The sequence below is a fragment of the Mobiluncus sp. genome, assembly GCF_034180645.1.
In the GTDB taxonomy this organism is placed as follows: Bacteria; Actinomycetota; Actinomycetes; order Actinomycetales; family Actinomycetaceae; genus Mobiluncus.
Genome location: NZ_JAXFNY010000012.1, coordinates 66497 through 91718 on the forward strand (window position 1 = coordinate 66497; position 25222 = coordinate 91718).

Below are 25222 nucleotides of genomic sequence, written 5' to 3' on the forward strand. Positions count from 1 at the left end.
GGGCGGGGCGGGGCGCACGGTTGCCGGGCGCTCACGCCGCGATGACGTCAGTAGCGCTGAAGTCCGCGCCTTTGAACAGTAGCGGTTCGTTCAGGGCGCGGGAGGCAGCGTAGGAGAAACAGTCTCCGAAGTTTAGCTTGGCCGGGGAGCCCGAGCCGCGGGCGAAATTTTGGATAGCGTAGCGAGCCCAATAGAGGTGGTTTTGATCCACGGGAGTGATTTCAATGCCTAAGGCGTGGAGAACCTTTGGTGGATCACCGTACTTGCGCGCCACGAGTTCAAACTCAACTGCGGTTCCCGCACTGATTTTCGTGTTGTCGCTACGGAGGATTTTTTCGAGATATTCTCGGTAGCCGGGTTCCTTAGCCATAATGGCGATTAAAACTGGGGTGTCTACAATCACTTCGGTAATCCGTCCTCATCGTAGAGGTCGTCATCAGTTAAGAAGGTAATCCCTTCCTCCTCCACTTGGGCTTGAATTTCCCTGATGGCCTGCAGTTTTTCCTCATAAGTCGGTCGGCGCGTGGTCTCGAGTTCCCGTTGGGCCAGTTCGCGCACCACAGCGGTCATGGTCATGCCTTTACGATTCGCGAGCTCGCGAACGTTTTCATACACTTGGGGATCTTTGATAGTCAGCATCGGCATAAAGAAATTCTACCATGAATACTAGAAAAATGGGAGGTTGGTTTGCCCCTTCAGTTACTACTTAACCCTGCTTTGGCCTAAGCTAGAACTTATGCAAACGATTGGCAGCGCTGAGCGTCCGCTCGTGATCGGCACCCGGGCCTCTGCCCTGGCTTTGACCCAAACCCGCACGGTGGCATCCGACCTACAACAGCGCGGGCTGCACGTGAACGTCCAGACATTTACCACGGAGGGCGACGTCAACCGGGCTTCCCTGGCCAGCCTCGGCGGAGTCGGTGTATTCGCGGCGGCTCTGCGGGTGGCGCTGCTGGAGGGCCACTGCGACCTGGTGGTGCACTCGTTGAAAGACCTGCCCACCGTGCCGGTAGACGGTCTGGTGGTGGCGGCCACCCCAACTCGTGAAGACCCGGGGGACGTGCTGGTGGCACGCGACAATCTCGGTTTGGCGGATTTGCCTGCTGGCTCTCGTCTGGGAACCGGCTCGCCGCGACGAGCCCGCCAGATAGCTGCCGCACGCCCGGATATTACCTTGGTAGACATTCGCGGCAACGTTCCCACGCGAGTCGGACGGGTGAAAGGTTTGACTGCCGTAGCCGAACGGGCCGGCCTGCAGCCGGGCAAAGCCGCCGCGGATTTGGACGGGGTGGTGCTGGCACGAGCCGGGTTGCGCCGCTTGGGAATGGACGAGGCCATCACGGATAGCCTGGAAGGCACGGTAATACCTGCCGGCGGACAGGGCGCGCTAGCCCTGGAAACCCGCCCCGAACTGCTGGACAGCGAAGAGGGACGAAACTTCGCCCAAATCCTCAAGTTTGTGGATGACGAACCTACCCATTTAGAGGTCAGTGCGGAACGTGCCCTGCTACGCTACCTGGAAGCGGGCTGCGCCGCGCCCTTGGGTGTGCGCGGAGTGGTGACCTGGGACAAACGAGTCGAAGCACCCTCGGGACGCCTAGAACTGACTGCCCGAGTGATTGGAAATCAGGGCGAAGTCTTGGAAGTCAACGGAGAAACCACCGTACTGCTGGGGGCCGAAGCCGCGCAGCGTGATTTCGCGCTGGCCGCTGCCCAACAGTTGGGGGTGGATTTGGCTGGGGAACTTTTGGCGGCCGGAGCCGCAACAATAGCCGACCTCAAAGCCACCAAATCTGAGCCAACCCAGAGTGGTGCGAATCAGACTGTAGACAATGAAAAGGAATTGTGGGGGGAATAACATTTGATGAAACCTAAACTGTTGGTGCCCAGAGTCCCTGGCGATGTGTTGGCACAGGGACTGCAAAAGGCGGGGCTGCCGGTGGTGTGCGCGCCCGTGACCGAAAAAGTGCCCACCCCCAGCGAGGACTGGTTTGAGCCGATGCAGCGGCTGCAGGACGGGGAATACGACTGGGTTGTACTCTCCAGCGTGGCAACAGCCACGTTCCTGGACGCTCACTACGACTTGGAAGATTTGTTTGCCCAAGTGCAGGTCGCAGCCGTAGGTGCCGCCACCGCCGAAGCCATCCGTCAGCTTGACGGTCATGTTGACCTGGTAGGACCCGATCCAGCCTGTGCCGAGTCGCTGGTCAAGGCGTTTCCGCCGGGGACTGGAACGGTGCTGCTGCCCGGTGCGGTCGGGGCGGCCCCGACCCTGGGACAAGGGCTGAACCGTAAGGGATACAACGTGGAAAAGCTCCGGCTCTATGAATCCGTGTGCCTACCCGATTTACCGCTGGAATGGGAGACCGCCCTGGCTCCCGGAACACTGACCTACGTGCTGGTTACGGCTGGTTCGGTAGCACGCGCCGCCCACGAACTGTTGACGAAAGCCGGCGTGAAACAATGGCCCGAACCCATCGCTTTCGGGAAATCTTCCGCCACCGTGCTGCGAGAACTGGGCTGGTCAGCCGCCGAGGTTTGTGAAACCACGAACACCGAAGGGGTCGTTCGGGCTTATGAAAACGTTGTTCGAGAACTAGAACAGAAAGCCGCACGAGATTAGGGGAAAACTATGACAGGATTACCGCACGCCGCAAATTTGGGGGTAGGACCGACCACCCCGAGCGCTACCGGGGGACGGCACACCGGGACTTCTGAAACCGGAACTAAGGCCGGGTCGAACGACAAGGTCGTGCCCGCGCGGAAACTGCCCCACGGCCTGACCCCTTTTGTGCGTCCCCGTCGGTTGCGCACCTCCGTAGCGATGCGTCGCCTGGTGGCGGAGACCCGCTGGAGCCCCGAACAGCTAATCCTGCCCGTATTCGTGCGCGACGGGATTAGCGAACCGGTAGAAATTCCCTCCATGCCCGGCCAATACCAACACACGCCCCAGTCTTTGGCGCAGTTGGGTCGGGAAGCGGCGGACGCTGGCATCGGGGGCATGATTGTGTTCGGGGTTCCCACCGACGCTGACAAAGACGAAACCGGCTCGGCAGCTTGGGATCCTAACGGGATTCAAAATCGAGGCATCGCCGCCCTCGCTGACGCGGTCGGGGATCAGCTGGTGGTCATGGCCGACACCTGCCTGGACGAGACGACCTCGCACGGGCATTGCGGGCCGCTGCGCCCTGACGGTGTGGTAGACAACGATTGGGCGGTGTCCTGTTACGCGGCTACGGCGGTGTCACAAGCGCGGGCCGGGGCGGCCGCGGTCGGCCCCAGCGGCATGATGGACGGCCAGGTCGCCGCGATCCGTGAGGCTTTGGACGAGGCCGGGTACAGTGACGTGGCGATTATGGCCTATTCCGCCAAGTATGCGTCCGGTCTGTTCGGGCCGTTTCGGGACGCGGTTGGTTGCGCCCTGAAAGGCGACCGGCGCACCTATCAGCAAGACCCCGCCAACCGCCGCGAGGGACTGCGCGAAACCCTGCTGGACATTGAGGAAGGCGCCGACATGGTCATGGTCAAGCCCGCCTCGCTGTACCTGGACGTGCTGGCTGACGTGGCCGCGGCTTCACCGGTGCCGGTGGCCGCCTACCAGGTGTCTGGCGAGTATGCGATGATTGAGGCGGCAGCCGCTAACGGCTGGATTGACCGTTCCCGGGTCATCGACGAGTCCCTGACCTCGATTGTTCGGGCCGGAGCGGACATCGTGTTGACCTACTATGCGATTGAGGCGGCGCAAGGCTTGGCCTAACCGAGCCCGCGCCACGGTGAGCTAGCCGAACACGTAACCCGAAAGAACTTGTGACACAGTACTTTCATCACCCAAAGGAGGGCGAAATGACAACGAATGCTGATTTGTTTGCCGCGGCGCAAGCCGTCATCCCCGGCGGGGTCGATTCCCCCGTACGCGCCTACGGTTCGGTCGGGGGCGTGCCGGCTTTCGTGACTCGCGCCAAAGGTCCGCGCGTGTGGGACGCGGAAGGTCACGAGTTCGTTGACCTGGTTTGTTCCTGGGGGCCGATGCTGCTGGGTCACGCCGATGAACGGGTGGTGGAGGCCGTGACGCGCGCGGCCGAGGCAGGTCTCAGTTTCGGGGCGCCCACCGAGTCGGAAACCCTGCTGGCCGAGGCTATCCGCCAACGGGTGCCGCTGGCGGAAAAGGTCCGTTTCGTCTCGACCGGAACCGAAGCGACCATGACCGCTATTCGCTTGGCGCGCGGGGCGACCGGGCGGGATTTGATTATCAAGTTCGCCGGCAACTATCACGGACACTCTGACGGTTTGCTCAGCGAAGCCGGTTCCGGGGTCGCCACCGGCGGTTTGCCCGCCTCCGCGGGAGTACCGGCGGGGATTTCGGCTCTGACCCTGGTGGTGCCCTACAACAATGTGAAAGCGGTGCAGGAGGTGTTTGCCCGGCGCGGTTCCGAGATTGCCGCGGTCATCGTGGAGGGTGCCGCCGCGAATATGGGGGTCGTGGCACCCCGGGCCGGCTTCCTGCCCGAAATTTCCCGGCTGTGCCGCGAGCATGGGGCGTTGATGATTCAAGACGAGGTGCTGACTGGGTTTCGGGTGTCGCCCTCGGGCTGGTGGGGGTTGTCCACCGGGCGGGAATATCTGGAAAGTCCGGAGGGAACCACGTCCGGGCCGGCGGGACTGTTCCCGGTAGGGGTTGCTGCCCAAAACGAGGGTGTGACTTTCGGCGAGTTTTGGACCCCGGACTTGTTGACTTTCGGCAAGGTCATCGGGGGAGGAATGCCCCTGGCAGCTATCGGGGGCCGCGCCGAACTGATGGATCAGCTCGCGCCTCTCGGCCCGGTCTATCAGGCCGGAACCCTGAGCGGCAACCCCCTGTCCTGCGCGGCCGGACTGGCCACTTTACAAGGTGCCGACAACAATGTGTATGGCAAGGTCGATGCGGTGGCCGACACGATCGCGGGCGCTCTGGACGCGGCATTGAACCGGGAGGGCGTGCCCCACTTCATCGGGCGAGCTGGTTCGCTGTTCTCCGTGTTCTTTTCCGAGACTCCCGTCATCGATTATGCCGGCGCAAAATCCCAAGAAACCTGGCGATTCGCCCCGATGTTCTGGGAGTTTTACCGGCAAGGCGTCATGTTGCCGCCCTCCGTGTTCGAAGCCTGGTTTGTGTCCGCGGCCCACTTCGGTGACGACGGAGCCATGAACCAGATTTTGGACGCAATTCCGGCCGCGGCGAAGGCTGCCGCCACCGCCCAGGCGCCCCAGGTTTGAACACCGCATAAACCACCCCTCACAACTAGTGAAAGCAGAACAAATGGTTACTGAATTTCCCACCGAACACGTTGATTTGGGGGCGCTGAGCCCGGCGATTGCCCTCGGCTCGCTGGACGGACGATACCGCGGGGTCGTGTCCCCGCTGGTCGACTGGTTTTCCGAAGCGGCGGTCAATCGGGCACGCCTGTTCGTTGAGATAGAGTGGCTCATTTGGCTCACGGACCAGGAAGTGCTGGACGGTGCGCCGGTGTTGAGCGCGGCGGAAAAGTCATATCTGCGCAGTCTGGTCGGAACTTTCGGGGCGGACGAAATCGCTACGCTGAGCCAAACCGAAGCGAAAACCAAGCATGACGTGAAAGCGGTGGAATACCTGTTGAAGTCCGCCCTTGAGGCCGCCCCGGAGGCGTTAGGCGGGACAGAAGGCCAGGCACTGCCGAGTCTTAAAGAAATGGTGCATATTTTCTGCACTTCTGAGGATATCAACAACCTGACCTACGCGATTTTGATTAAACACGGGGTGGGACGCGTGTGGCTGCCCGCCGCCCGCGCCCTGCAAACCCAAATCACCGACCTGGCCCGGGAAAACGCTCAGGTGCCGATGCTCGCCCACACCCACGGACAGCCCGCCACCCCCACCACCTTGGGACACGAACTTGCCGTGTTTGCCTGGCGTATGAACCGCCAGCTGAAACGCGTCGAAACCCAGGAATACTTGGGCAAAATTAACGGCGCGACCGGCGATTTCGCGGCGCACACGGTGGCGGTGCCCGGAGCGGATTGGGCGGCGCTGTCCCGCGGATTCGTCGAGGATCGGCTCGGACTGACCTGGAATCCTTTGACCACCCAGATTGAGTCCCACGACTATCAAGCGGAACTTTATGCGACGGTCACGCACTTCAACCGCATCGCCCACAATCTCGCTACCGACATTTGGACCTATATTTCCCTGCGGTATTTTGCCCAGGACTTGGCGGCGCAAGGCTCGACCGGGTCCTCGACCATGCCGCATAAAATCAACCCGATTCGGTTTGAAAACGCCGAAGCTAACCTCGAGATTTCCTCCGGCCTGTTCGAGGTGCTGGAACAGACCCTGGTCACGACCCGAATGCAACGCGACCTCACCGATTCCACCACCCAGCGCAATATCGGCACCGCGTTTGGACACTCCCTGCTGGCAATCGATAATCTGCGGCGCGGACTGACCGGGCTGAAAGTTGATGCGGCCGTGATGGCAGCCGATTTGGACGACAACTGGGAAGTGCTGGGAGAAGCAGTCCAACAAACCATGCGCGTGGCGGGGATTGCCGGGGTCCCCGGCATGGATAACCCTTACGAGCGCTTAAAAGAGCTCACCCGTGGGCACAAGGTGGACGGGGTCAGGATGCGCCAGTTCATCGCCGACCTGGGGCTTCCCCCAGAGCAAACCGCACGTTTACAGGCCCTGACCCCCGCGACCTACACCGGGCTGGCCGCCCAGCTGGTCGACTATCTCGAATAAGCGTGCTCAGCCCGCCAAACAGGGCTGATTCCGGTTGTGCCGGGTGGGAATAATCCGGCCCAACCGATGGTTGAAATAGACAGTGACCCTGCGAGCGGCCATTGCGAAACAGCAACGAAAGGAACCCCTAATGGCAACCCTCACCATGAACCTCGATGGACTGACTTGTGACATGTGCGTCAAGCACATCACCGCTGACCTCAGCGACCTAGCGGGCGTTGAGCGCGTCGAAGTGGTGCGTGACGAGGGCCGCGGGGTCGCTACCGTGACCGGCGAAAGCCTGCCCTGTGACCAGGTCCTCACCGAAACTGTGCAGGACGCCGGCAACTACCGCGTTGTGTCCATCAACCGGTAGTTATTTCCTGAGCCGTCTCCAGTGGTGGTGTGAGGACGGCACGAGGTCGGCTCGGTGGTCTGATGACACACAACGAAACGACAGCTAGCCCCTTCGCTGTCCCGGCGGTGGATCCAGCGCTGGATCCGGCTGGGTTGCGCCGGCAAGACCTGGGGCGTCGCCTGGTGGTGGCCATGATTTTTGGTCTGCCGGTGATGGCGATTTCTATGCTGGAAGTCCTGCAGTTTCCGGCTTGGCAGTGGGTTGTAGGTGTTTGCAGCCTGCCGGTGGTGGGGTGGGCCGCCGCGCCGTTTCATCGCGGGGCTCTGCGGGCGGCACGAGGGGGGTCCACCACGATGGACACCCTCGTCGCGTTGGGTGTGAGCGTGGCGACGCTGTACTCCTGGGGGGCGCTGATTTTTACTCCCGCCGGCCGCATCGGAATGACCATGAACATGAGCCTAAACCCCTTGGCCGCAGCGCACGAAACAGGCTCCGGGGGCGAAATCTTTTTTGAAACCGCCGTGATGATTACCGTATTCTTGCTGACCGGACGGTATTTGGAGGCCCGGGCGAAGTCCTCGGCGACCTCGGCGCTACGCGCTTTGCTGTCTCTGGGGGCAAAACAGGCCGTGCGCGTCACCCGCCCCGGCGACCCTCGTGACCCGGCAACCCCTTGGGAAACTGAAACCATCGACGTCGCCGCGCTGCAGCCGGGGGATTACTTTTTAGTACCGGCCGGAGAAAAAATCGCCACCGACGGCATCGTGTTCGAAGGACACTCCACCGTTGACGAATCCATGCTGACCGGCGAGCCTATCCCGGTGGAAAAGTCCGTGGGCGATAGTGTGACCGGTGCCACCATCAACGTCCAAGGCCTGCTGGTCGTCCGGGCCACCAAGGTCGGTGCGGAAACGAAACTGGCCCAAATCACCCGGCTGGTGACCCGCGCTCAAGCCGAGAAAGCCCCGGTTTCTCGCCTAGCGGACCGGGTGTCGGCAGTGTTCGTCCCGGTGGTAATCGTCCTGGCTGTCCTGACTTGCGCGCTGTGGCTGGGACGCGGACACCCGTTCCCTGCCGCTTTCACCGCCGGGGTATCCGTGCTGGTCATCGCCTGTCCGTGCGCGTTGGGGTTGGCGACCCCGATGGCTTTGCTGGTCGGGTCAACCCGGGCATCCCGGGCGGGCATCCTGCTGAAAGGCCCCCAGATTCTGGAGGAAACCCGGCGCATCAACACCCTGGTCATGGACAAAACCGGCACGCTGACTACTGGGGAAATGCGCCTGGAGGACGTGACGGTGTCGGCTCCGAGACCGGAGGGTATGGCGTCGCTGGGGGACACCGAGGCTCTCGCGTTGGCGGCCAGCCTGGAGGCTGGTTCCCCCCACCCGATTGGAAAAGCCCTGGTCGCGGCGGCAAAAGCAAGAGACTGCGGGAGCGGACCCGGTGCCTTGACCGGGTTCGCCACGTTCATCGGGCGCGGCGCCGGAGGTTTCGTGGACGGCGTGGCCTATGCGATTGGGAAACCGGAGTGGCTCACGGCGATGGGCGCGGACATTCCCCCCGATTTGAGGGCGGCGATTGGGGCCGCCCAGTCACAAGGGCGGACCGTGGCGGTGTTGGCTACGGGTGCGGACTGGTCGTCACAAGTTTCCGTGGACGCCTGTCCGGTGTTGTCAGGCGAGCCGGCCGGTAACGGGCAGCTGTCGGCGGAGCGGGCCAGCATGGAAATGACCCTGAAAATCACGGGGATGACCTGTGCGTCTTGCGTGGCCCGAGTGGAAAAGCGGCTCAATAAACTCGACGGGGTTTCGGCTTCCGTGAACCTCCCCTTAGAAATCGCCACCGTGACCCTCAGCGCGGACGTCCCGGCTGAAACCCTGATTGCGCAGGTAGAAAAGGCCGGGTACGGGGCCAGTCTGCTGGACAGTGCGGGAACCGCGGCCAAACCGAGCCGGCCCAGCGAAAACAATACCGCGGCGGTGGCGGGAGACCTGGTGCAGGCCCGAGCCCTCGCCGTGTTTACGTTCAGCGACCCGGTAAAACCCGAAGCCGCACACACGGTATCCAGCTTGAAAGCGGCCGGTATCGAAACCGTCCTGCTGACCGGGGATCAGAGCGAACCAGCACGCCGGGCAGCCGACCAGGCCGGAATCAAAACGGTCATGGCGGGCGTCAGCCCGGAAGGCAAGGTCGGTGCAATCCGGGAACTGCAAGACACCGGGAAAATCGTGGCAATGGTCGGAGACGGTGTCAACGATGCAGCCGCCCTGGCCGCCGCCGACCTGGGGATTGCCCTGGCCACCGGCACCGATGCGGCTATCGGTGCCGCAGACATCACCCTGGTGAACCCCAGTTTGGAGGCCATAACCCAGGCCATCAACGTGTCTCGAGCCACCCTGAGAAACATCAAACAGAACCTCGCCTGGGCTTTTGGTTACAACATTGTGGCCATCCCCCTGGCGGCCGCGGGGATGTTGAATCCGGGACTGGCGGGGGCTTTCATGGCGACCAGCTCGGTGCTGGTGGTGCTAAACTCCCTGCGCCTAAACCGTGTTCACCTGTGATTTCGCTGGGTTTATCAGGCGTGCGGTACCGCGGCACAAACCTAGGCGGCCCAAACCTTTCGGGCGGATTAGTGCTGGACGTAAAGACGCTAGACTAAGGGAGGCCAGCGAAGGGACGGTAGAAGTGGCTTCTGAGTATGATGCTGACGCTTTGACGCCGGCGCGACGCAAACGAGTGCTGTTGGTGTGCTCGATGACCGTCGTATGTACCCAGCTGTACCTGAACGCAATGAACGTGACTCTACCGGCGATTCGGACCGATTTGCACGCCAGCACCGGGGAACTGCAGTGGTCTTTGAACATTTATGCCCTGGCTTTAGCGGCTATGCTGATGGTGACCGGAGCCTCGGGTGACCGTTTCGGACGCCGCCGCACCATGATTGTGGGCATGGCGACTTTCACGGCCGGTACCGTGCTGGCTGCCGCCGCGTGGGTGCCGCTGGTGCTGATAGTCGGCCGTGGCTTGCAAGGGTTGGGAGCCTGTATGCTGCCGGTTATCAGCCTCGCGGTCATCAACGAGGTGTTTCGCGACCCGGTGGAACGCGCGAAAGCTATCGGGTTTTGGAATGCGCTGCTCGGAGTCGGTTTAGCCGCCGGGCCGGTGTTGGCTGGAGCCTTGGTGACCTGGGTCGATTGGCGCGCCGTGTTCTGGGCGCCGCTCCCGCTGCTGGCGTTGACCTTGGCCGGCATCATTCGGGAAGTCCCCGAATCGCGTGATGAAACCGGGCGCCGCCTGGATATTCCCGGCCAAATTTTGACCGCGGTACTCATGGGTGCCCTGACTTATGACATCATCAGCTTCGGGGAAGGCATTTTTGGTCTCCGCGAGTGGATTCTGGCGGGGATATTCGTGTTGGCCTCCCTCGGTTTCGTGTGGCGAGAAACCCACACGCCCTGGCCGATGTTGGATTTTCGTTACTTCCGTTCCGTTCCTTTCGTCGGGTCACTGTCCATCATGGAGTTCGTCTTTATTACCCACGGTGGCTTCATGTTCGTGTTTGCCCTCTACCTGCAGCTTGATCTGGGTTTCACCCCGTTACAGGCCGGGTTGATGATGTTGCCCCTGGCACTTGCCAACACGGTTGCGGCCGTCGCGGCGGGACGCATTGTCGCCGCTGGAAACTACCGCGCGGCGTTCCTGGTAGCTGGCATCGGCACCCTGCTGTTGGGTGTCTGCCTGCTACCCCTGAACAGCACCGGCCCGGTCGTGTTGCTGTTCGTGGCCACAACCCTGGCCGGGGTAGTGCTGGCATTTACGAATATGCCGGTGACGAATCGGGTGCTGGCGGCCATGCCGGAAAGCCAAGCTGGGGTCGCTTCCGCCACGACTTCCACCGCCCGCCAAATCGGCATGTCCTTGGGGATTGCGGGCTTCGGCGCGTTCATGAACCTGGGGGTGGCGCGCGGCCTGCCCATTCACGAGGCCGCCCATCCGGCATGGTACATCACCATCGCCCTAGGAGCGGCGGTTGCCGTCGTCGCGGTGGTGGCCACGACCGGCTGGGCGCGCGGCACCGCCGCCCGAGTGCGCCAAAGCCTGAGCTGAGCGCGCGTCCGGCGAGGATTTCCCGAGCTGCCAGGATCACACCCTTTGGCATGGCCGGCAGAACCGGAAATCTGCAAGTTCCGCAAGTTTCGTTGGCCTTGCCAGGAGTGCCGATCCCGCCGGAACACGCGTTCAACCCAGACTTCTAGCCCAGGAATTCCGGACCTGCCCGGGACGTCGACTGTGCCTCCGCTACCAGCCCGATTTTCAACGGCTTTGCCACCCGAACGGTCACCATCCACCCGGAAACCGTACAAGTCTCCAGGTGAGAACCATTCTTGGTGGCGTATTCACCGGCGGTCGCGCAACCGTCCCCACCGGTCAACACCGCGGTAGCCCCGGCGATGGCAGCCAAATCGCTGGCCTGGTGAGCGGCGGTGGCGCCCGCTGCAGCCACCCCGACTTGCGCCAAACCCAAGGTCAAAGCCAACCCCAACAGAATCAGACCCAACGCCATGACCGTTCCTGAGCCGCGCTCCTCACGCAGCTTCCCTCGGAGTAACCCCTGACCGACTGTTTCACCACGAATCTTCACGAGGAATCACCGCCTGGGCTTTTGCGTTCATACCGAGCATTCCGAGCATCGCAGGCATTTTCTTGGTAGCGCTGCACTGCACGTCCTTGCCAGTGGTGGTCACGCTCACAGAACCAGCCGAGCCTCCGGCACCCCCCAGCAGCCGATTGCCGGCCGCCACCGCTGCCGCGCTGTCCTCACCAATCGCCACCGACCGGCAAGCCGCCCGCGCCGCCGCGTTGACCTGAACACCCGCCATTCCGGCTGCCCCGGTCAACGCCAACGCCACCACAATCATGATGACTGCGGGGAAGGTCAGCGCAAGCTCGGTCGTAACCATCCCGTTTTCCGAACTGAGGCGTCGCCCGTGAGCCAGCCAGCGGCGCACCAGGCGTCGGCTGAACTGCTGACGCCAACCTTTCCCGACATTCATCATCATGTTCAGACCTGCAAAGCCTGTTCGATGATGGACTGCAGAGCGTCTTTCAACTCGCCGCCTTTCATAATCATCAGTAGCAATCCCGCAAAAGCGGCCGCCGCCAGGGTACCGATGGCATATTCCGCGGTCGCCATGCCGTCCTCCTCGCCCTTCAGACGAGCCCAAAAGGACACTGCTTTCGCTTGCAATGCGCTAATCTTGTTCATTTTCTTTCTCCTTTATTGAAATTTGTCTCGCGGACCTTCCGCGCGACCACCAGCCGCCACCGTGACGAACTGGCACCCCCTTGTGTGTTGACAAAGGGCAGTCTGTTTTCGGCCCTCATGAAATGAGGTCCTCAATCGTGGACACCACAACGGGCACAATCCCCAGCGCAAAAAACGCTGGCAACAGGCACACACCCAGCGGAATCATCAGCCGCACCCCCAGACGTTCCGCCGCGTCTAAAGCTCGGTGAATCTCGGCGGCTCGAGTTCGCGAAGCCCCCCGCACCAGTAGCGGCACCGGGGACGCGCCCTCTTCCCAAGCCGGCTGCAACACGCTGGCCAAATCAACCCACTTGGCATCTGCCTGCGCCCACGCCTCATCCCAGTCCGCCCCCAACAGCAGCATTCGCGCCACCACCGCTAAATCCGGTTCCTCACTGGCCACAGACACAGCCTGCAGAGTGGACGTCAAAGACACCCCGTTTTGCTGACAAGCCGCAATAATGTCCATCGCCAAAGTCGGATCGAGGCCTGGTGTCGTGATGCCCGTCGCCTTGCGAATCATGGCCGTTGACCACAGGTTTCCCGCCACCATCAAGGCCAGACCGACAACGAAAACCCAGGTATTTATACCGCCTCGAAAGGCCATATCGATGACATCCACCCCGATAAACTGAGCCATTCCCAGCGCCGCCAAAGGCAACACCCCCAGCAGGCGAGCGGTGGCTTTGGGACCGACCTGCGCGGTGTGACGTTTCGCAGCGGTCTCTAACGTGGCGGCAATCCCGTCCGCAACTCGGTTCAAAATCTCCGCCAAAGGCGCTCCGACCTGGGTCGCTACCTGGGTAGCAATCAACATACCCCGCAAAGCTTGAGCGGCCGCTTCCGGGTGGCGCACTCGAGCCAGCGGGTTTGCTTGCACCGTCTGCCCCGCCCGCAAGTAAACGAAGCGTTCCCGCAGTCCCGGCCGCGGATGAGCCACAAAGGCTTCGATCGCGGAAAAATCCAGGCGCGCATCCAGACGGTGCAAGGTGGTGGACCAGGCGTTTTCGATACTGGCGCCCGCCTCCAAACGGGTGGCGATTTCCGCACACAACAACCCCACGTCCAAATCCCTAAGCCCCTGCCGTGCCAGGCGCCCGCCTCGCCGGGAGAACCTTGCGCGCCAGGTTGGTGCCCCACCCAAATCTTTCGTGCCGCGAACATCTCCTGTCCCGGTGAGGGAGGGCAGGTTGCGCGGTTGCGTGTCACGCCCGCTGCGCGCCCCTACCCCCGCGAGCAGTCCCGCACCCGCGAGCAGCACCACGGCCACCACCACGGTAACCAGCTGTGTCGAATCCATCAGCGCACCCCCTTGATGTCCTCAAAATCGTTTGCTAACTGGGCAGACGCCTGATTGCGCTCGCCGACGGGGTTCCATTCCAGGTGGGGAACTTGCCATTTCGGCGGCAGACTCGGGGCGGCAACCCGGTTGGTTCCCGGCGGTTCCGGGTCTGGGTGCACAAGTGTCGCGTCTGAAAGCACAAGGTCGGAATCCGGATCCGTGTGTTCCGGTTTCGGGCTCACAAGGTCGGAGCCGAGCCTAGGTGCGTCCGTTCCGGTAGCGGGCGAGCTGGCCGCAAGGGAAACAGTCGGTACCGGTTCCCGCGGCGGCTCGGGCAGCTCAAACCGGGCGGCAAAGTCCCGCCAGCCCTCCAACCGCTGCACCGCCCCGGTCTGAGGATCGAAATCCAGCACCGCTTTTGCCGCCAAAGCTCCGTCAGAACCACGGGCCAGACGCGCCAACTGCACTACCGCGCGACGCACCCTCCCGTCCTGATTGCGAAACCGGCGCAGGTGCACGATGACATCGAAAGCCGGCAAGGATTGGGCACACAAAGCCTCGCGGCTCATGCCCGCCAAAGCTCCCAGAGCCTCCAAACGCGCCGGCACTTCCAGAGCCGAATTGGCGTGAACAGTCGCCCAACCGCCGCGGTGACCCGTATTCAACGCCGAGAGCATCTCCCGGACTTCGGCACCTCGGGCCTCACCCAAAATCAAACGATCCGGGCGCATCCGCATCGCGGCCTTCACCAAATCGGACAAAGACACGCCGCCAGCTCCCTGCACATTAGCCCCCCGCGCCTGCAAATGGACGACGTGCGGATGAGCCGGACGCAGCTCCGAAACCTCCTCGATGCAAATGAGACGCTCATCCGGGGCCGCCAAACCCAGCAAACACGCCAGCAAAGTCGTTTTCCCGGTGCCGGTAGCCCCGGTTATCAACCCGGAGGCCTGCACCTGCACCAATCGGCGCAGCGCTTCAGCTAGCCATGGGGAAACCATGCCGGAAGCCACCACCGCCTCCAAAGGCAGAGCCACCGGACTGGGTACACGCAACGAAATCACGGTCGAATCCCCTGACAGCGGTGGTAGCACGGCGTGCAGACGCACTCCTGAAGGCAGGGTCGCATCGACAATTGGGGTCGCGTCGTCGAGTCGCTGTCCGGCCGCGGCCGCCATCCGCACCGCTGCCCGGCGCAGAGACAGCGCCGACCCCATGGAGAAATCCGGCACTTTTTCCAAACCCGCACCGGCATCTATCCAAGCCTCATCAGGGCTGTTGACCAGCAAATCCGTGACTCCGGGCCGGGTCAGCAGGGATCCGAGCGGCTCATCGACACCCTCTAAGGATTGACGCAGCCCACGGGCGCCTTGTGCCAACTCGCCGGTCGTAGTGGCGGCAGGAGCCGTCTGTAAAACTGCCTGCGCTGGGTCTAAACCGCCAGCGACCAGGCGTCTCATCTCGGTAATGTTCATCGTCGTGCCCTTTGTTCCAAATGCAGCAAGCCTGCCGCGAAGTATTCCGTGAGGTGCGCCACTTTTCGGGGTAGCGGGGTGGTGAGCCCGTCACTGCCGAAACTGTCCCAGATTCGCGTGGAGTGTGACCAGTCCGAAACTGCGATTTCCGGGTGCATTTCGCGCAGCGCTCGGCGGGCTTGCCGCGGGGGCAGACCTCCGCCCGGAACCACGATGAGGTGTGCGGTTGATGGCAAATCAGGGGGTAGCGTTTCCCAAGCCAGCAGTGCCGCGCGGGAGTAGTCCGCGACCCACACCACGGCATCCGCCCCTGCTGTTCCGCGCGGCGAACCCGTCCCGAATAGCGTCTGCGCCCCGGCTCCGGAACCTAAATCCAGCACTAGGCAGGGGAAAATTCCAGCCAAATCGCGCAGTACGCTCGGAACAGTTCCGGCGCGGACTATAAATCCCGAACCGCCCAACAACGCCACGTTTTCCCAAGTGGGCAGGCCCGCCGCGGCGCGAAATCCCGGAATTTGCCCCGTGGTCTGCCAAGCACTCCAATCCAATTCCGCTCCGCTGACCGGTGCTACCCAAGCGTCTAAAGGCAGGTAGGAGCCGCTGCAGTCTACCCAGCAAACCGGGGCAGTATCACTGCTCCCTTCGCCATCGCGCAGGGAGTCGCGATAGGTCGCGTATCTGCCCCCGCGCCCTCTGTTGTGGGTACGCCCTCCTGCTCGCGGGTGTTCACGAGTGCGTTCGCCACCGGTTTCGCCCTCTGCCGCCACCGCGAGAGCATGCGCCAGCAACCCCGCAATGACCGTCGTATTGACTCCGGGCACCAGGCCGCGAACCGCAACGGTGAAAGCGCTACCGGACTGCTGGAGCATGAGGCCCAGCACTTCACGCTCATCGGCGGGCAAAACCAGAGCAGGCCGCGCCTGCGCGCCTCCGCCGGTCTCGCCTTGCAGACGCACCAGGTAGGTTCCGCCCGCGAGTCGACCTGGACAGGCGGCGGCCGCTTGGGTAGAGCAAAAGACCGGGCCGGGACTCGTCCCTGACCAGTCTCGCGGCACCGTGACCCGCAAATCGGCGCCCGCCAGCGTGGCGAGCATTTCGAGCTGCTCCCGCCACGCTTTCTCGTGCGGTTCGCACAGCAGCGTCACCGTTTTTGAGGTATTGACCATGCCCCCAAGTTTTCGCCGCCGTCCAACAGACCAGAAACAGAAAAAGTTTTACCTGTGGAAAACCCCGAATTCACCGCCCTGTGGATAACATGATGAAATGGGTGACTGACTGGGAAAACCGCGAAAACTTGACCAAATTTTGGGTGAAGTTAAGTATAGCTGCAGTCCCGCGTTATACAATGGCTCGGTGTCCGAAAACCTTCCGCAGCCTCCCAGGAATTCAATTCCCGGTCAGACAGGCGGCTCGCAGCAACGCCGCCAGGAGCAGCCGCTGCCTCCTCATGCCCGCCCGCAGGTCCCGGCTGTTTCTCTGCCGCCCGTTCAAACAGCGGGCAATCCTGCGGTTCCTTTCCCAAACCCGCAACAAAAAACAGTTCAGCCTCGCGTGTTGCCGTCCCGTTCCGCAGTGCGGCGCGGATTGGTGACTCCTCCAGGGCAACCCTCCCCGACCCCCCGACCGAATGTTCAACCCGGCCAACCTGTTCAACCCGGCCAACCAAGTCCCGCAGTCGGGATACCCCCGGTCATCCCCCCCGCTCAGCCAACTCAATTCACCCAGCCCATTCAACCCGCCCCGCCCCGCCCCATCCCACTGACCCCGACCGCCGCTGGCGTCCCGACCGCCTTGCCGGAAGAAGAAATCGATGAGGCCGAAACCGCAGCTTGGAGGACTGAGCTCGCCGCCGCCGCAGCTCAAAACGAAGTCGAACAGGTTCCAGATGACTTGAGTCCCGAACCCGCCCCCTCCGAGGCACCTGCCAACCGGCCCGGCACGTGGAAACGGTTTGCCTACCTGCGCGATCAGTCCCGGACACTCGCGGAAACCGGGACACCGAATCCTCCGCCCAGTACCCTGCGGGCTAACCTCATCGGTATCCTTACCGGGCTGCTGGTGGCGCCCATCTCGATGGTTTTCTTGATTTGGGGTACGAAAACCGTGATGGATGCCAGTTACGGCGCCGGAGCTGTCGCTATATTTTTGGGGTTTTTTGAAATCTTGGCGGGAACCGCGCTGCTGTCGATAACCGGTGTGGTTACCGGCTACTACTCGTCACTATCCTGGGCGATTTCTGCGCTCTGGCCCGTGATGCTGACCGTCCTGGCCAGCCCGATTCGCGGCTTGGTCGCCGCCCACAACGATACTTTGACGGGAGCTTCGCAATACTCGCTGTGGTGGGAATTCCTCGATGGAGTTTCCACGTTGACGGCTTCCGGATTGTTCCCCACCATGGCAATAGTCATGGTCGGGGCATCTTTGGCATCTCAAATCGCCTATCTGGAGGGGCGGGACTTCGCCTTGCTGGAGCACGAGCTCGGCGAAACTAACGACCGCCAGCCCGGCGCCCCCATTGCCCCGCCTTCACGCTTGAAGTATCACTTCTTGGCGATTGTGGTGGCTGTCATCTGCACGATTGCGGGCATGTTGGCGCTGATTCCGCTCCATGATCGTTTGGCGGTTATAACCGGAGCCAGCGGACATTTGTCCGAGCTGCCGGCGGTCGCCACTTACGGGCTGCCGATTCTGGGCATCCTCTTGCTGTTCATAGCGGTTTATTCGGGTTCCCGATCCGCCGCGGGCCTGCTGTTTGCTGGCGTGACCTGCGGGATTATTCCGGGGATAATTCTAGCTTTCGGGGAGGCTTCGACTTCCGGTTGGGCCGAACGTCTGGTCAGGTTCCTTTCCGATCACCTCACCGCTTCTATGCACGTATCCGGCGGACCGCTGACTACCTTCGGTTTTGTGCTCATTGCCTGCGCTCTAACGCTGTGGTGGTGCCGTCAAGCGGGTCAACGCGATCAAAAGGCGGATCTCGCAGAGGCTTAGCCGGTTTTTTAACGTGTTCACAAGCGGTTTGCCCGGGTTTTTCGTTGCTTTCTTCAGTTTTTCCCAGCGCGCCTAGTGAGAATGGCCTGGTTCGTGCGCTAACGTGTTTCCCGAGGTGACTGACGAAGGGAGACTCCCGTGACCGAAGAAAATCAGCCGGCAGAATTGCCTGACTACCTGCGTGACGCGTCCGAGGACGCCGACAAGTCTTTGGACGGCGAAATCGATGCTGCAGAGGCATGGGCGCAGGCTTTTGCGAAAGACAGCGCAGACTCCGACACCGACTCTGGCGCTGAGACTAAAACAGAGTCCACCCCCGAAGAATCAGTCACCACTCCGGTCGAGGTTAACGAACCTGATATACAGTCAACCGTAGTTACTGACAATAGCGCAGAAACCGTGGTTACCCCGCAAGCTGAGGAAATAGACCGCGACGCCCCTGCGCCAGAACCTGCACCCGCACCCGAGCCGGAACCGGACCCGGTGAGTGACACCTCGACTCAAGCCTGGTCATCGTTCCTGAACGAAGAAACCATCGCGAAAACTGAGGATTCTACCACTGACGTGGTTGACTCAAAGAACGAGGAAATAACTCCCGCGCCGCCAGCCGAGGAACTGGAAACCACAGTAGTACGCCGCAAGTCCCTCTTGGGAGCGGAACCCAGTCCGACCCCTCCAGCTGGCGCGGCTGCTGGCAACACCACAACCACGGAAGAAACTGATCCGAAATGGCAACCACGTCAAGCACAACTTCTCGGTAACGAAGACGAAAAACTCAATGAATCTACGATGCTTGCCGGAGCCTCCATCAAACCGGCAAAAATCAGTCGAGCTGGCGCGCATGCCTGGTCGCTGCTGATTAGCCTCATCGGAGTACCCCTGGCGTGGGCATTCTTACGCCACGCCGGAGGACTGCTCTACGGTTCAAACCACTCCGCTTGGGAGACGGGCAAATACTCCTTGGAAGGGCTCATCTTCCTGGTTCTGGGTTTGGCAGCAGTCGTCATCGTAGGTATGGTGGTGCGGTTATCCTCGCTGGGGATGTTTGTGTCTGGAATTGCACTCTGCGTTCTGGGCGGCGCTTTCGTGGCGGTCCCCGGAGTGGTGAAAGGCGCGATGGGCAGTACTTTGCAGGGAATGCAAGACAGCCCGGTGATGGCGTTGAAGGTGCTGGGCTACCTCATTGAATCCGCCGGAGCATCGGGACAATTCTTTGTTATCGGCGTGCTGTTAATCATGATTGGCGTGGTGGGACATACCGCCCGCCGCAAAGGCCGGGTTGACCAAATCGCCGACAAGGCTTTGGCTCGTGCCGAAAACGCTTAGCCCCGGCAACAACCCAAACATTTAGATAAGGAAAGTCTTAGGTGGCGAGAAACAGCGGTGTAACAAGCCTAGGTGCTATCTGGGCCGAAGTGCTGGCCGGGCTGGGCGACAAAGTGCATGAGTCAGCTTTGGATGCGCGATTCCGCTTGGCTACCGAGGACAGCGTGCAAGACCGCATCTTCCATTTGCATTCGGGAAAAGTTAAGCTGACCCGCGCCACTTCGATGGGCCGCGACCACCTGCTAGAAGTCCTGGGACCGACAGACACCATTGGCCTCAATGCCCTGACCGATTCTCCCGCAAAATACGGATCGGGCGGCGCCAACTTTCTCCAGCGTTCTCCCGTTGCACCGGATCGGTCCGGCAAACCGGAAACCGGGGATTCCTACAGCACCAACGGTTCAGCCCCGCGAACCGCCTCCCGGACGTGGTTTGCCTCCGCTTTCACCCTGGAACCTGTACAACTGGACTGGGTATTAGTCACGGATGCAGGGGAATATCTGGCAAAGCATCAGGCCCTATACCTAGAGTTGCTGCGGGCCTTGAACCGGCAAACTGAGCTGCTCTACCAGCGCACCATGGCGCTGCGGGATGTAGATGTGCCGGGACGCATCGCAGCTGCTTTGCTGGAGTTGATGGAAAAGTTTGGGCAACCGCTGGAAAGCGACTCAGACGAGCAATTGTCAGGACAAATGCCGGGGGCGGCGACGGAAACAGGCAGCGAAACCCCGCGAGGAGCCGATTTTCCCGCCGCCGGGGTGCGACTGCCGCACGGGCTGTCACAGTTGGAGTTAGGTCAAATGGCCGGAGCTAGCCGAGAGACAGCCAACAAGGTGTTGGCAGATTTCATCTCCCGCGGCTGGATCATTCAAAAGCGCAGGTCAATCATAATCATGAATGAGGAGCGGCTGCGCTACCGGGCCTCGTAAACGCGGACACGACCCGCTGAAAACCGCAAAAAATCTAGGCCAAAGGGCGTTTAAAGTAAGCAACCAGGGAATCCCCGCCGCCCGGTCCGGGCACTATCGCCACCAGTTCCCAGCCGTCCGCACCGAACTGATCCAAAATCGCTTTCGTATTATGCACCATCACCGGCGCCGTCAAGTATTCCCACTTCGTCATAAACTCAGCCTAAACCGTGGCGGGTCAAGCCAAAAAACGACAACCCACCCTTGGACAATAAACGCTGGTGGAACGTTACTTGGAGAGCGTTACGGCGCGGCGGGACGCGCGAACGTGAGCCAACACGTGAGGAGCGTGCTTCGTCCGCAGCTCCGCAGCGAGCTCATCATCGGCTTCGCGCAACCAAGTTTCCCAAGAACGCACCTCGGGATAACGGCGCAACATCGCGCGGCGTTCCCGCTCGGTCAAACCGCCCCAAACTCCGAAAGAAGCACGAGAATCCAGCGCATCGGCTAGGCATTCCAGGCGGACAGGGCACCCGTAACACATAGAACGGACTTCGCGTTGGGCTGCACCTTGGACAAAAAGTTGATCCGGCGGGCAATCCGCGCACAATGCTTTGGCTGCCCAAGTTTGGTCTTCATTGACTGACATATGAATCTTTCTTTCTCGAAAGCCAGCTTGCCTTAAATAGCTTAGCCGCCGGTCAAGGGAATTTCAAGGGCGAAAAATTACGAATAATTCGAGACAATTTTGCATACAGCATACTTAAGATTTTCACTTATCAAACTAAATTGAAATAGATTCTTTACACAACACCGTGAAGGGACGTTATCCGGTGCCATAGCCTGATTTAATTTAGAAAGAATCGCACCCGACCTTTAGGATTGACCTATGGGGAAAAATGACGCAGCCAGTTCCACTTCCGCATTGCCCAAGACCCGTAAGTCGCGAGTACTTGCCCTTTTGGTAGCTTTCGTGGCGGCAAGCGCGGTAGCGGGCGTGTTCACCGCCGGTTTGGCTCTGCCTGTGGTCGGTGCCGCCGCTATCGTCAGCGCCAAAGGTGCCGAAACCCTCGACGACTTGCCCGCCGACTTCACCACTTCGCAACCATCCATGAAATCGATCATCACCGCTGCTGACGGCACCCCCATTGCCGAGTTCTATGCGGAAAACCGCATCGTGGTCCCCCTGGCGCAAGTCGCCAAAACCCTGCAACAAGGCGTTATTGCGATTGAGGACCGGCGCTTCTTGGAACATCAGGGCGTTGACATCGAGGGCATGAGCCGGGCCATCCTGTCCAACCTGGCCGGCAACGACCTGCAGGGCGCTTCGACCCTGACCCAGCAATACGTGAAAAACCTGCTCATCGAACAAGGCCGGGTTGCCGGGAACCCGGACATGATTGAAGCCGCCAGCGAAACGACCTTGGAACGCAAAGCCCGGGAAGCCAAACTGGCGATGAGCTTGGAACAAAAGATGACCAAGTCCGAAATCCTGGAGGGCTACCTGAACATCGCCCAGTTCGGGCCCTCGGTCTACGGGGTAGAAGCAGCCGCCCAACACTATTTCTCTAAGTCCGCCAAAGACCTCAGTCTCGCCGAATCCGCCCTGCTAGCGGGAATCCCCCAGTCCCCCAACGGACACGACCCCATCGCGCACCCCGAATCCGCCACCAAACGCCAGGGACTTGTGCTGGACGCGATGGCCCGTGACGGATACATCACCCCGGAACAAGCCAAAAAGGCCAAGTCAATACCAGTTTCGGAACTGCTGCACGTCTCCACCCAGCAGCAGGGATGTGGGTTGGCCGGAAACGCCTCATACTTTTGCTCCTGGGTGGTGGGGGAAATCCTGTCCTCCCCAGAGTTTGGCGCCACCTACGCGGAACGCCAACGCCTGCTACTGCGCGGTGGACTCAACATCAAGACCACCCTCGACCCGAAAACCCAAGACGCCGCCTACAGCACAGTCACCGGACGTATCCCGGTGGGCGACCCTTCTGACGTCAAGATTGCCCTGTCCAGCGTCGAGCCGGGCACCGGCAAAATCAAGGCCATGGTCCAAAACACCAACTACGGAGTCGATCCGGGCAACAACGCGGTGACTGAAAACTCTTACAATGGCGACTACGCTCACGGCGGCTCCGCCGGCTTCATGACCGGATCGACCTTCAAGGTGTTTACCCTGACCCAGTGGTATATCGACGGATACGGTGGTTATGACCAAGCCGGGGGACGCTACAGCATTCCCGCCAAGGAGTGGAAGATTTCCTGCGCCCCGGAACTGGCCGACAACTGGAACTTTTCCGAAACCGGCGGTGCCAAGAAAGGCGCGATGACGATTGCCGCGGGTACCGCGAACTCCATCAACGGTGTGTTCGCAAACATGGCGACCAAACTGGACTTGTGCGACATCGCGAAAACTGCCGCCAAGATGGGGGTGACCGAACCTGACGGTTCACCCTTCACACCAAACCCCTCTTTCGTTATCGGCGCCGGCTCCGCCACCCCGCTACAGATGGCCAGCGCCTACGCAACCTATGCCGCCCACGGGGTCTTCTGCGACCCCATCGGCATTACTTCCGTTACGGATTCCTCCGGGAAATCTTATGACGTGCCCGACGCGAACTGTCACCAGGTCTTGACCCCCGACGTGGCCGACAAAGTGGCCGTGACCTTGGCGGGAGTTCTGCACGCGGGCGGGCGGTCCGCTGCTATTCCCCGACCGGCCGCGGGCAAGACCGGCACGACGGACCACAACGAAAACACCTGGTTTGTCGGCTTTGTTCCCCAACTGGCGGCCGCGGTGTGGGTTGGTCACGCCAACGCGAATATCCCGGTGGGTCACCAAACCATCGGGGGACGCTACTACGGTTCCCTCTACGGTTCCTCTATTGCGGCGCCGACCTGGGGAACCTTTATGACCGCCGCTTTGCAAGATGTTCCGGTTCAGCCCCTGCCAAAGGTTAACTTAGGCTCTACGGGAACGTTTGTGGGTGGGGGATACAAGCCCAAGACTGAGGAGCGTCCCACTCCCACACCTTCGGATTCGGCCAACCCGGCTGCACCCGGTAGCGGCGCAGGTAGTCCGGGGACGACCCCCGGTGAGGGCGGGGCGAACCCCGGAGCGAATCCTGACGCTAACAATCCGGCACCTCCCGCTCCGCAGCCGCCAGCTCCGGCTCAACCCCCAGCTCCTGCGCAACCCGCCCCTCCGGCACAATAACTAGCGAAATAAACGTCGCACTAGGAAAGGGAAGGCAGACCCTATGGACTCCTATTTGTGGACCCGCACCTGGACTGCAATGAAAGTTGGAGCGCTGACGGCAGGAGCCGTGGCCTGGAGTGCCGCGCGCGCCTCCCGCGCCTACCAGCTGCGTCATTTGACGGTTCCCGTGCCCGGACGGGCTTTGCGTTCCATTGCTGCGCCCCGGATCGATGCACAAGTGCCGCGTTTCGGAGTGGCGGGTACGCCACAGTTTCCTGGGTTGCGGGTGTTGCACCTGTCGGACACGCATTTTTATCGCGGCCGCGAGGATCTAGTCGGCTGGTTGCGGGGACTGGCGAAACGGGCGGGAATAGACTTTGACCTGGTAGTTTTGACCGGCGATATGTTGTCATCGAGTTACGGGGATGAATTTTTGGCCGCCCCGGCGCTGCAGCCGTTTATCGATTCTGGGGTGCCGGGAGCCTACGTGTTCGGAGATCATGATTTCTACGCCAGCCGCGCGGGTAATCCTTTGAAGTATTTGTGGAGTACCAGCGAGTCCTCCGGGGCGGGCTCTGCGGGCGCTAAACGGATTGGCGAGCCTGGTCAGAGCAATCGGCTCCGTAGGCTGTTGGCCGATTCCGGTTGGCTGGACCTGAATAATGCGAACGGCAGCTTGGATGTGCGCGGGGTGCGCCTGGAGTTCAGTGGGGTTAACGACCCGCACGGGCATCGAGACCAGTATGTTGGTTTTGACAGCGACGGGGTTGGTGAACTGCGCCAAGCCGGGGCCGGCGCTGGTGAAACGCGAGAAGCCGAGGTAACGGGTACTGGTGGGCCGGGTAAGACTGAGGTCACAAGCGGTGGTGGAACGCACCAGGGCGGGGCGAGCGCTAGTGGGTCGGGTAGAGCCGGGGTCACCAGCGCTGGTGAGGTCGGCTTTTCCAATGAATACTTGCGGGCCACCGGTCGCAGCGTCCGCCTGGGACTGTCCCACGCACCTTATGCGCGAGTGCTCAATGAGTTCCTCTCAGACGGTACTGACCTAGTGTTTTGCGGGCACACGCACGGGGGTCAGGTCTGTTTGCCGGGAGGTCACGCCCTAGTGACGAACTGTGATTTGGATCCCCAGTTCGCCTCCGGCCTGTTCGAGTGGCAAGCCGATACATGCCACGGAATCGAGAGCGAAACCGGGGAACCGGACCGGGCGAGCATGAGCGTCTGCGTCAGCCCCGGCCTGGGGACCTCGCCATTCACGCCCTGGCGCGTGTTTTGCCCGCCGGCGGCCTACATCGTTGAGCTCGTCGCCGCCTAGGCTGCACCCACAGAGCATTAGCCCCCTGAGCTGCCGCGCCACGTTCCGCTTGACCACTGGGTCGTTAGGCCGCGCCAGCAATGCCGACCCGAGCAATCGGGGTTTTCCTGCAGGGGGTTCAAAATGGTTCTGCGGCGCATTTTCGCTCACTGAAGCGTTGATAATCAACCCGGGGACTGTCTTGAAAAGTGTGTAACTGGCTTTTGAGTCCGTCGGTTTTGGCGGGGATGGTTGGTTATGAAGATGAGTGTTGGAACACTGGTGCCTATGGCTCGTAAACAGGACAGGAAACCGTGTAAGTCGGATTCCCGGGATACG

Annotated in this window: 23 protein-coding genes; 13 read left to right on the forward strand and 10 right to left on the reverse strand. The window is 61.4% G+C overall.

The window, feature by feature from the left end:
* Window positions 1-31: 31 nt before the first annotated feature.
* A complete protein-coding gene (locus tag SPI05_RS05465; RefSeq protein ID WP_321076850.1) occupies window positions 32-403 on the reverse strand; it encodes a type II toxin-antitoxin system VapC family toxin in 372 nt (123 codons plus the stop codon).
* Complete coding sequence (locus SPI05_RS05470; protein WP_297589792.1) at window positions 400-645, reverse strand: type II toxin-antitoxin system VapB family antitoxin; 246 nt, start codon at window positions 643-645, stop codon at window positions 400-402. The genes SPI05_RS05465 and SPI05_RS05470 overlap by 4 nt, the downstream gene beginning before the upstream one ends.
* Before the next feature lie 91 nt (window positions 646-736).
* Between SPI05_RS05470 and hemC the strand changes: the two genes are divergently transcribed.
* The 8 genes from hemC (at window position 737) to SPI05_RS05510 (ending at window position 11201) form a co-directional block, all read left to right on the forward strand.
* Window positions 737-1858 carry a hydroxymethylbilane synthase gene (hemC, locus tag SPI05_RS05475; protein ID WP_321076852.1) on the forward strand — a complete coding sequence of 374 codons (1122 nt, stop codon included), beginning with the start codon at window positions 737-739 and terminating at the stop codon, window positions 1856-1858.
* A 6-nt stretch (window positions 1859-1864) separates the two neighbouring features.
* A complete protein-coding gene (locus SPI05_RS05480) occupies window positions 1865-2623 on the forward strand; it encodes a uroporphyrinogen-III synthase (RefSeq protein ID WP_321076889.1) in 759 nt (252 codons plus the stop codon).
* 9 nt (window positions 2624-2632) lie between these two features.
* Window positions 2633-3757, forward strand: a complete 1125-nt coding sequence (hemB, locus tag SPI05_RS05485; protein WP_321076854.1) for a porphobilinogen synthase — start codon at window positions 2633-2635, stop codon at window positions 3755-3757.
* A gap of 86 nt (window positions 3758-3843) precedes the next feature.
* Window positions 3844-5253, forward strand: coding sequence for a glutamate-1-semialdehyde 2,1-aminomutase (hemL, locus tag SPI05_RS05490; RefSeq protein ID WP_321076856.1), 1410 nt, complete (start codon window positions 3844-3846; stop codon window positions 5251-5253).
* A gap of 43 nt (window positions 5254-5296) precedes the next feature.
* The gene (gene purB, locus SPI05_RS05495; protein WP_321076858.1) at window positions 5297-6754 is read left to right on the forward strand and encodes an adenylosuccinate lyase; all 1458 of its coding nucleotides are present in this window, start codon (window positions 5297-5299) and stop codon (window positions 6752-6754) included.
* 130 nt (window positions 6755-6884) lie between these two features.
* On the forward strand, window positions 6885-7109 hold the full coding sequence (locus SPI05_RS05500) for a heavy-metal-associated domain-containing protein (RefSeq protein ID WP_321076860.1): 225 nt from the start codon (window positions 6885-6887) through the stop codon (window positions 7107-7109).
* Between the two features lie 62 nt (window positions 7110-7171).
* Entirely contained in the window at window positions 7172-9655 is a 2484-nt protein-coding gene (locus tag SPI05_RS05505; RefSeq protein WP_321076862.1) for a heavy metal translocating P-type ATPase, read from the forward strand.
* A gap of 124 nt (window positions 9656-9779) precedes the next feature.
* Window positions 9780-11201, forward strand: a complete 1422-nt coding sequence (locus SPI05_RS05510; RefSeq protein ID WP_321076864.1) for an MFS transporter — start codon at window positions 9780-9782, stop codon at window positions 11199-11201.
* A 145-nt stretch (window positions 11202-11346) separates the two neighbouring features.
* Here SPI05_RS05510 and SPI05_RS05515 read toward each other — a convergent pair whose 3' ends face one another.
* The 6 genes from SPI05_RS05515 to SPI05_RS05540 all read right to left on the reverse strand — a co-directional run bounded on the left by SPI05_RS05515 (window position 11347) and on the right by SPI05_RS05540 (window position 16325).
* Window positions 11347-11736 (reverse strand): Rv3654c family TadE-like protein, encoded by a 390-nt coding sequence (locus tag SPI05_RS05515; RefSeq protein WP_321076866.1) that lies wholly within the window; start codon window positions 11734-11736, stop codon window positions 11347-11349.
* On the reverse strand, window positions 11720-12154 hold the full coding sequence (locus tag SPI05_RS05520) for a TadE family protein (protein WP_321076868.1): 435 nt from the start codon (window positions 12152-12154) through the stop codon (window positions 11720-11722). The genes SPI05_RS05515 and SPI05_RS05520 overlap by 17 nt, the downstream gene beginning before the upstream one ends.
* Window positions 12155-12156: 2 nt before the next feature.
* A complete protein-coding gene (locus tag SPI05_RS05525; RefSeq protein ID WP_282922502.1) occupies window positions 12157-12360 on the reverse strand; it encodes a DUF4244 domain-containing protein in 204 nt (67 codons plus the stop codon).
* A 115-nt stretch (window positions 12361-12475) separates the two neighbouring features.
* Complete coding sequence (locus SPI05_RS05530; protein ID WP_321076871.1) at window positions 12476-13702, reverse strand: type II secretion system protein; 1227 nt, start codon at window positions 13700-13702, stop codon at window positions 12476-12478.
* The gene (locus SPI05_RS05535) at window positions 13702-15159 is read right to left on the reverse strand and encodes a TadA family conjugal transfer-associated ATPase (RefSeq protein WP_321076873.1); all 1458 of its coding nucleotides are present in this window, start codon (window positions 15157-15159) and stop codon (window positions 13702-13704) included. The genes SPI05_RS05530 and SPI05_RS05535 overlap by 1 nt, the downstream gene beginning before the upstream one ends.
* Window positions 15156-16325, reverse strand: a complete 1170-nt coding sequence (locus tag SPI05_RS05540) for a hypothetical protein (protein WP_321076875.1) — start codon at window positions 16323-16325, stop codon at window positions 15156-15158. The genes SPI05_RS05535 and SPI05_RS05540 overlap by 4 nt, the downstream gene beginning before the upstream one ends.
* 187 nt (window positions 16326-16512) lie before the next feature.
* Between SPI05_RS05540 and SPI05_RS05545 the strand changes: the two genes are divergently transcribed.
* The 3 genes from SPI05_RS05545 (at window position 16513) to SPI05_RS05555 (ending at window position 20405) form a co-directional block, all read left to right on the forward strand.
* Window positions 16513-18150, forward strand: coding sequence for a hypothetical protein (locus tag SPI05_RS05545; RefSeq protein ID WP_321076877.1), 1638 nt, complete (start codon window positions 16513-16515; stop codon window positions 18148-18150).
* 138 nt (window positions 18151-18288) lie between these two features.
* Window positions 18289-19476, forward strand: coding sequence for a hypothetical protein (locus tag SPI05_RS05550; RefSeq protein ID WP_321076879.1), 1188 nt, complete (start codon window positions 18289-18291; stop codon window positions 19474-19476).
* A 41-nt stretch (window positions 19477-19517) separates the two neighbouring features.
* On the forward strand, window positions 19518-20405 hold the full coding sequence (locus tag SPI05_RS05555; protein WP_321076881.1) for a Crp/Fnr family transcriptional regulator: 888 nt from the start codon (window positions 19518-19520) through the stop codon (window positions 20403-20405).
* A gap of 34 nt (window positions 20406-20439) precedes the next feature.
* On the opposite strand, the gene SPI05_RS05560 is transcribed toward SPI05_RS05555, so the two are convergent.
* Window positions 20440-20598 (reverse strand): DUF4177 domain-containing protein, encoded by a 159-nt coding sequence (locus tag SPI05_RS05560; RefSeq protein WP_282922509.1) that lies wholly within the window; start codon window positions 20596-20598, stop codon window positions 20440-20442.
* A gap of 75 nt (window positions 20599-20673) precedes the next feature.
* Window positions 20674-21033 carry a WhiB family transcriptional regulator gene (locus SPI05_RS05565; protein ID WP_321076883.1) on the reverse strand — a complete coding sequence of 120 codons (360 nt, stop codon included), beginning with the start codon at window positions 21031-21033 and terminating at the stop codon, window positions 20674-20676.
* Between the two features lie 240 nt (window positions 21034-21273).
* Here SPI05_RS05565 and SPI05_RS05570 point away from each other — a divergent pair, with 240 nt between their 5' ends.
* Both SPI05_RS05570 and SPI05_RS05575 read left to right on the forward strand, forming a co-directional pair.
* Window positions 21274-23607: a transglycosylase domain-containing protein gene (locus tag SPI05_RS05570; RefSeq protein ID WP_321076885.1), complete on the forward strand. Its 2334-nt coding sequence runs from the start codon at window positions 21274-21276 to the stop codon at window positions 23605-23607.
* Window positions 23608-23650: 43 nt separating this feature from the next.
* Window positions 23651-24904, forward strand: a complete 1254-nt coding sequence (locus tag SPI05_RS05575) for a metallophosphoesterase (protein ID WP_321076886.1) — start codon at window positions 23651-23653, stop codon at window positions 24902-24904.
* The last annotated feature ends 318 nt before the right edge of the window (window positions 24905-25222 follow it).

Coding starts and splice junctions, on each gene's coding strand:
- SPI05_RS05470 (WP_297589792.1), bottom strand. CDS start 645: ATGCCGATGCTGACTATCAAAGATCCCCAAGTGTATGAAAACGTTCGC.
- hemC (WP_321076852.1), top strand. CDS start 737: ATGCAAACGATTGGCAGCGCTGAGCGTCCGCTCGTGATCGGCACCCGG.
- SPI05_RS05480 (WP_321076889.1), top strand. CDS start 1,865: ATGAAACCTAAACTGTTGGTGCCCAGAGTCCCTGGCGATGTGTTGGCA.
- hemB (WP_321076854.1), top strand. CDS start 2,633: ATGACAGGATTACCGCACGCCGCAAATTTGGGGGTAGGACCGACCACC.
- hemL (WP_321076856.1), top strand. CDS start 3,844: ATGACAACGAATGCTGATTTGTTTGCCGCGGCGCAAGCCGTCATCCCC.
- purB (WP_321076858.1), top strand. CDS start 5,297: ATGGTTACTGAATTTCCCACCGAACACGTTGATTTGGGGGCGCTGAGC.
- SPI05_RS05500 (WP_321076860.1), top strand. CDS start 6,885: ATGGCAACCCTCACCATGAACCTCGATGGACTGACTTGTGACATGTGC.
- SPI05_RS05505 (WP_321076862.1), top strand. CDS start 7,172: ATGACACACAACGAAACGACAGCTAGCCCCTTCGCTGTCCCGGCGGTG.
- SPI05_RS05520 (WP_321076868.1), bottom strand. CDS start 12,154: ATGATGATGAATGTCGGGAAAGGTTGGCGTCAGCAGTTCAGCCGACGC.
- SPI05_RS05525 (WP_282922502.1), bottom strand. CDS start 12,360: ATGAACAAGATTAGCGCATTGCAAGCGAAAGCAGTGTCCTTTTGGGCT.
- SPI05_RS05530 (WP_321076871.1), bottom strand. CDS start 13,702: ATGGATTCGACACAGCTGGTTACCGTGGTGGTGGCCGTGGTGCTGCTC.
- SPI05_RS05535 (WP_321076873.1), bottom strand. CDS start 15,159: ATGAACATTACCGAGATGAGACGCCTGGTCGCTGGCGGTTTAGACCCA.
- SPI05_RS05540 (WP_321076875.1), bottom strand. CDS start 16,325: ATGGTCAATACCTCAAAAACGGTGACGCTGCTGTGCGAACCGCACGAG.
- SPI05_RS05560 (WP_282922509.1), bottom strand. CDS start 20,598: ATGACGAAGTGGGAATACTTGACGGCGCCGGTGATGGTGCATAATACG.
- SPI05_RS05565 (WP_321076883.1), bottom strand. CDS start 21,033: ATGTCAGTCAATGAAGACCAAACTTGGGCAGCCAAAGCATTGTGCGCG.
- SPI05_RS05570 (WP_321076885.1), top strand. CDS start 21,274: ATGGGGAAAAATGACGCAGCCAGTTCCACTTCCGCATTGCCCAAGACC.
- SPI05_RS05575 (WP_321076886.1), top strand. CDS start 23,651: ATGGACTCCTATTTGTGGACCCGCACCTGGACTGCAATGAAAGTTGGA.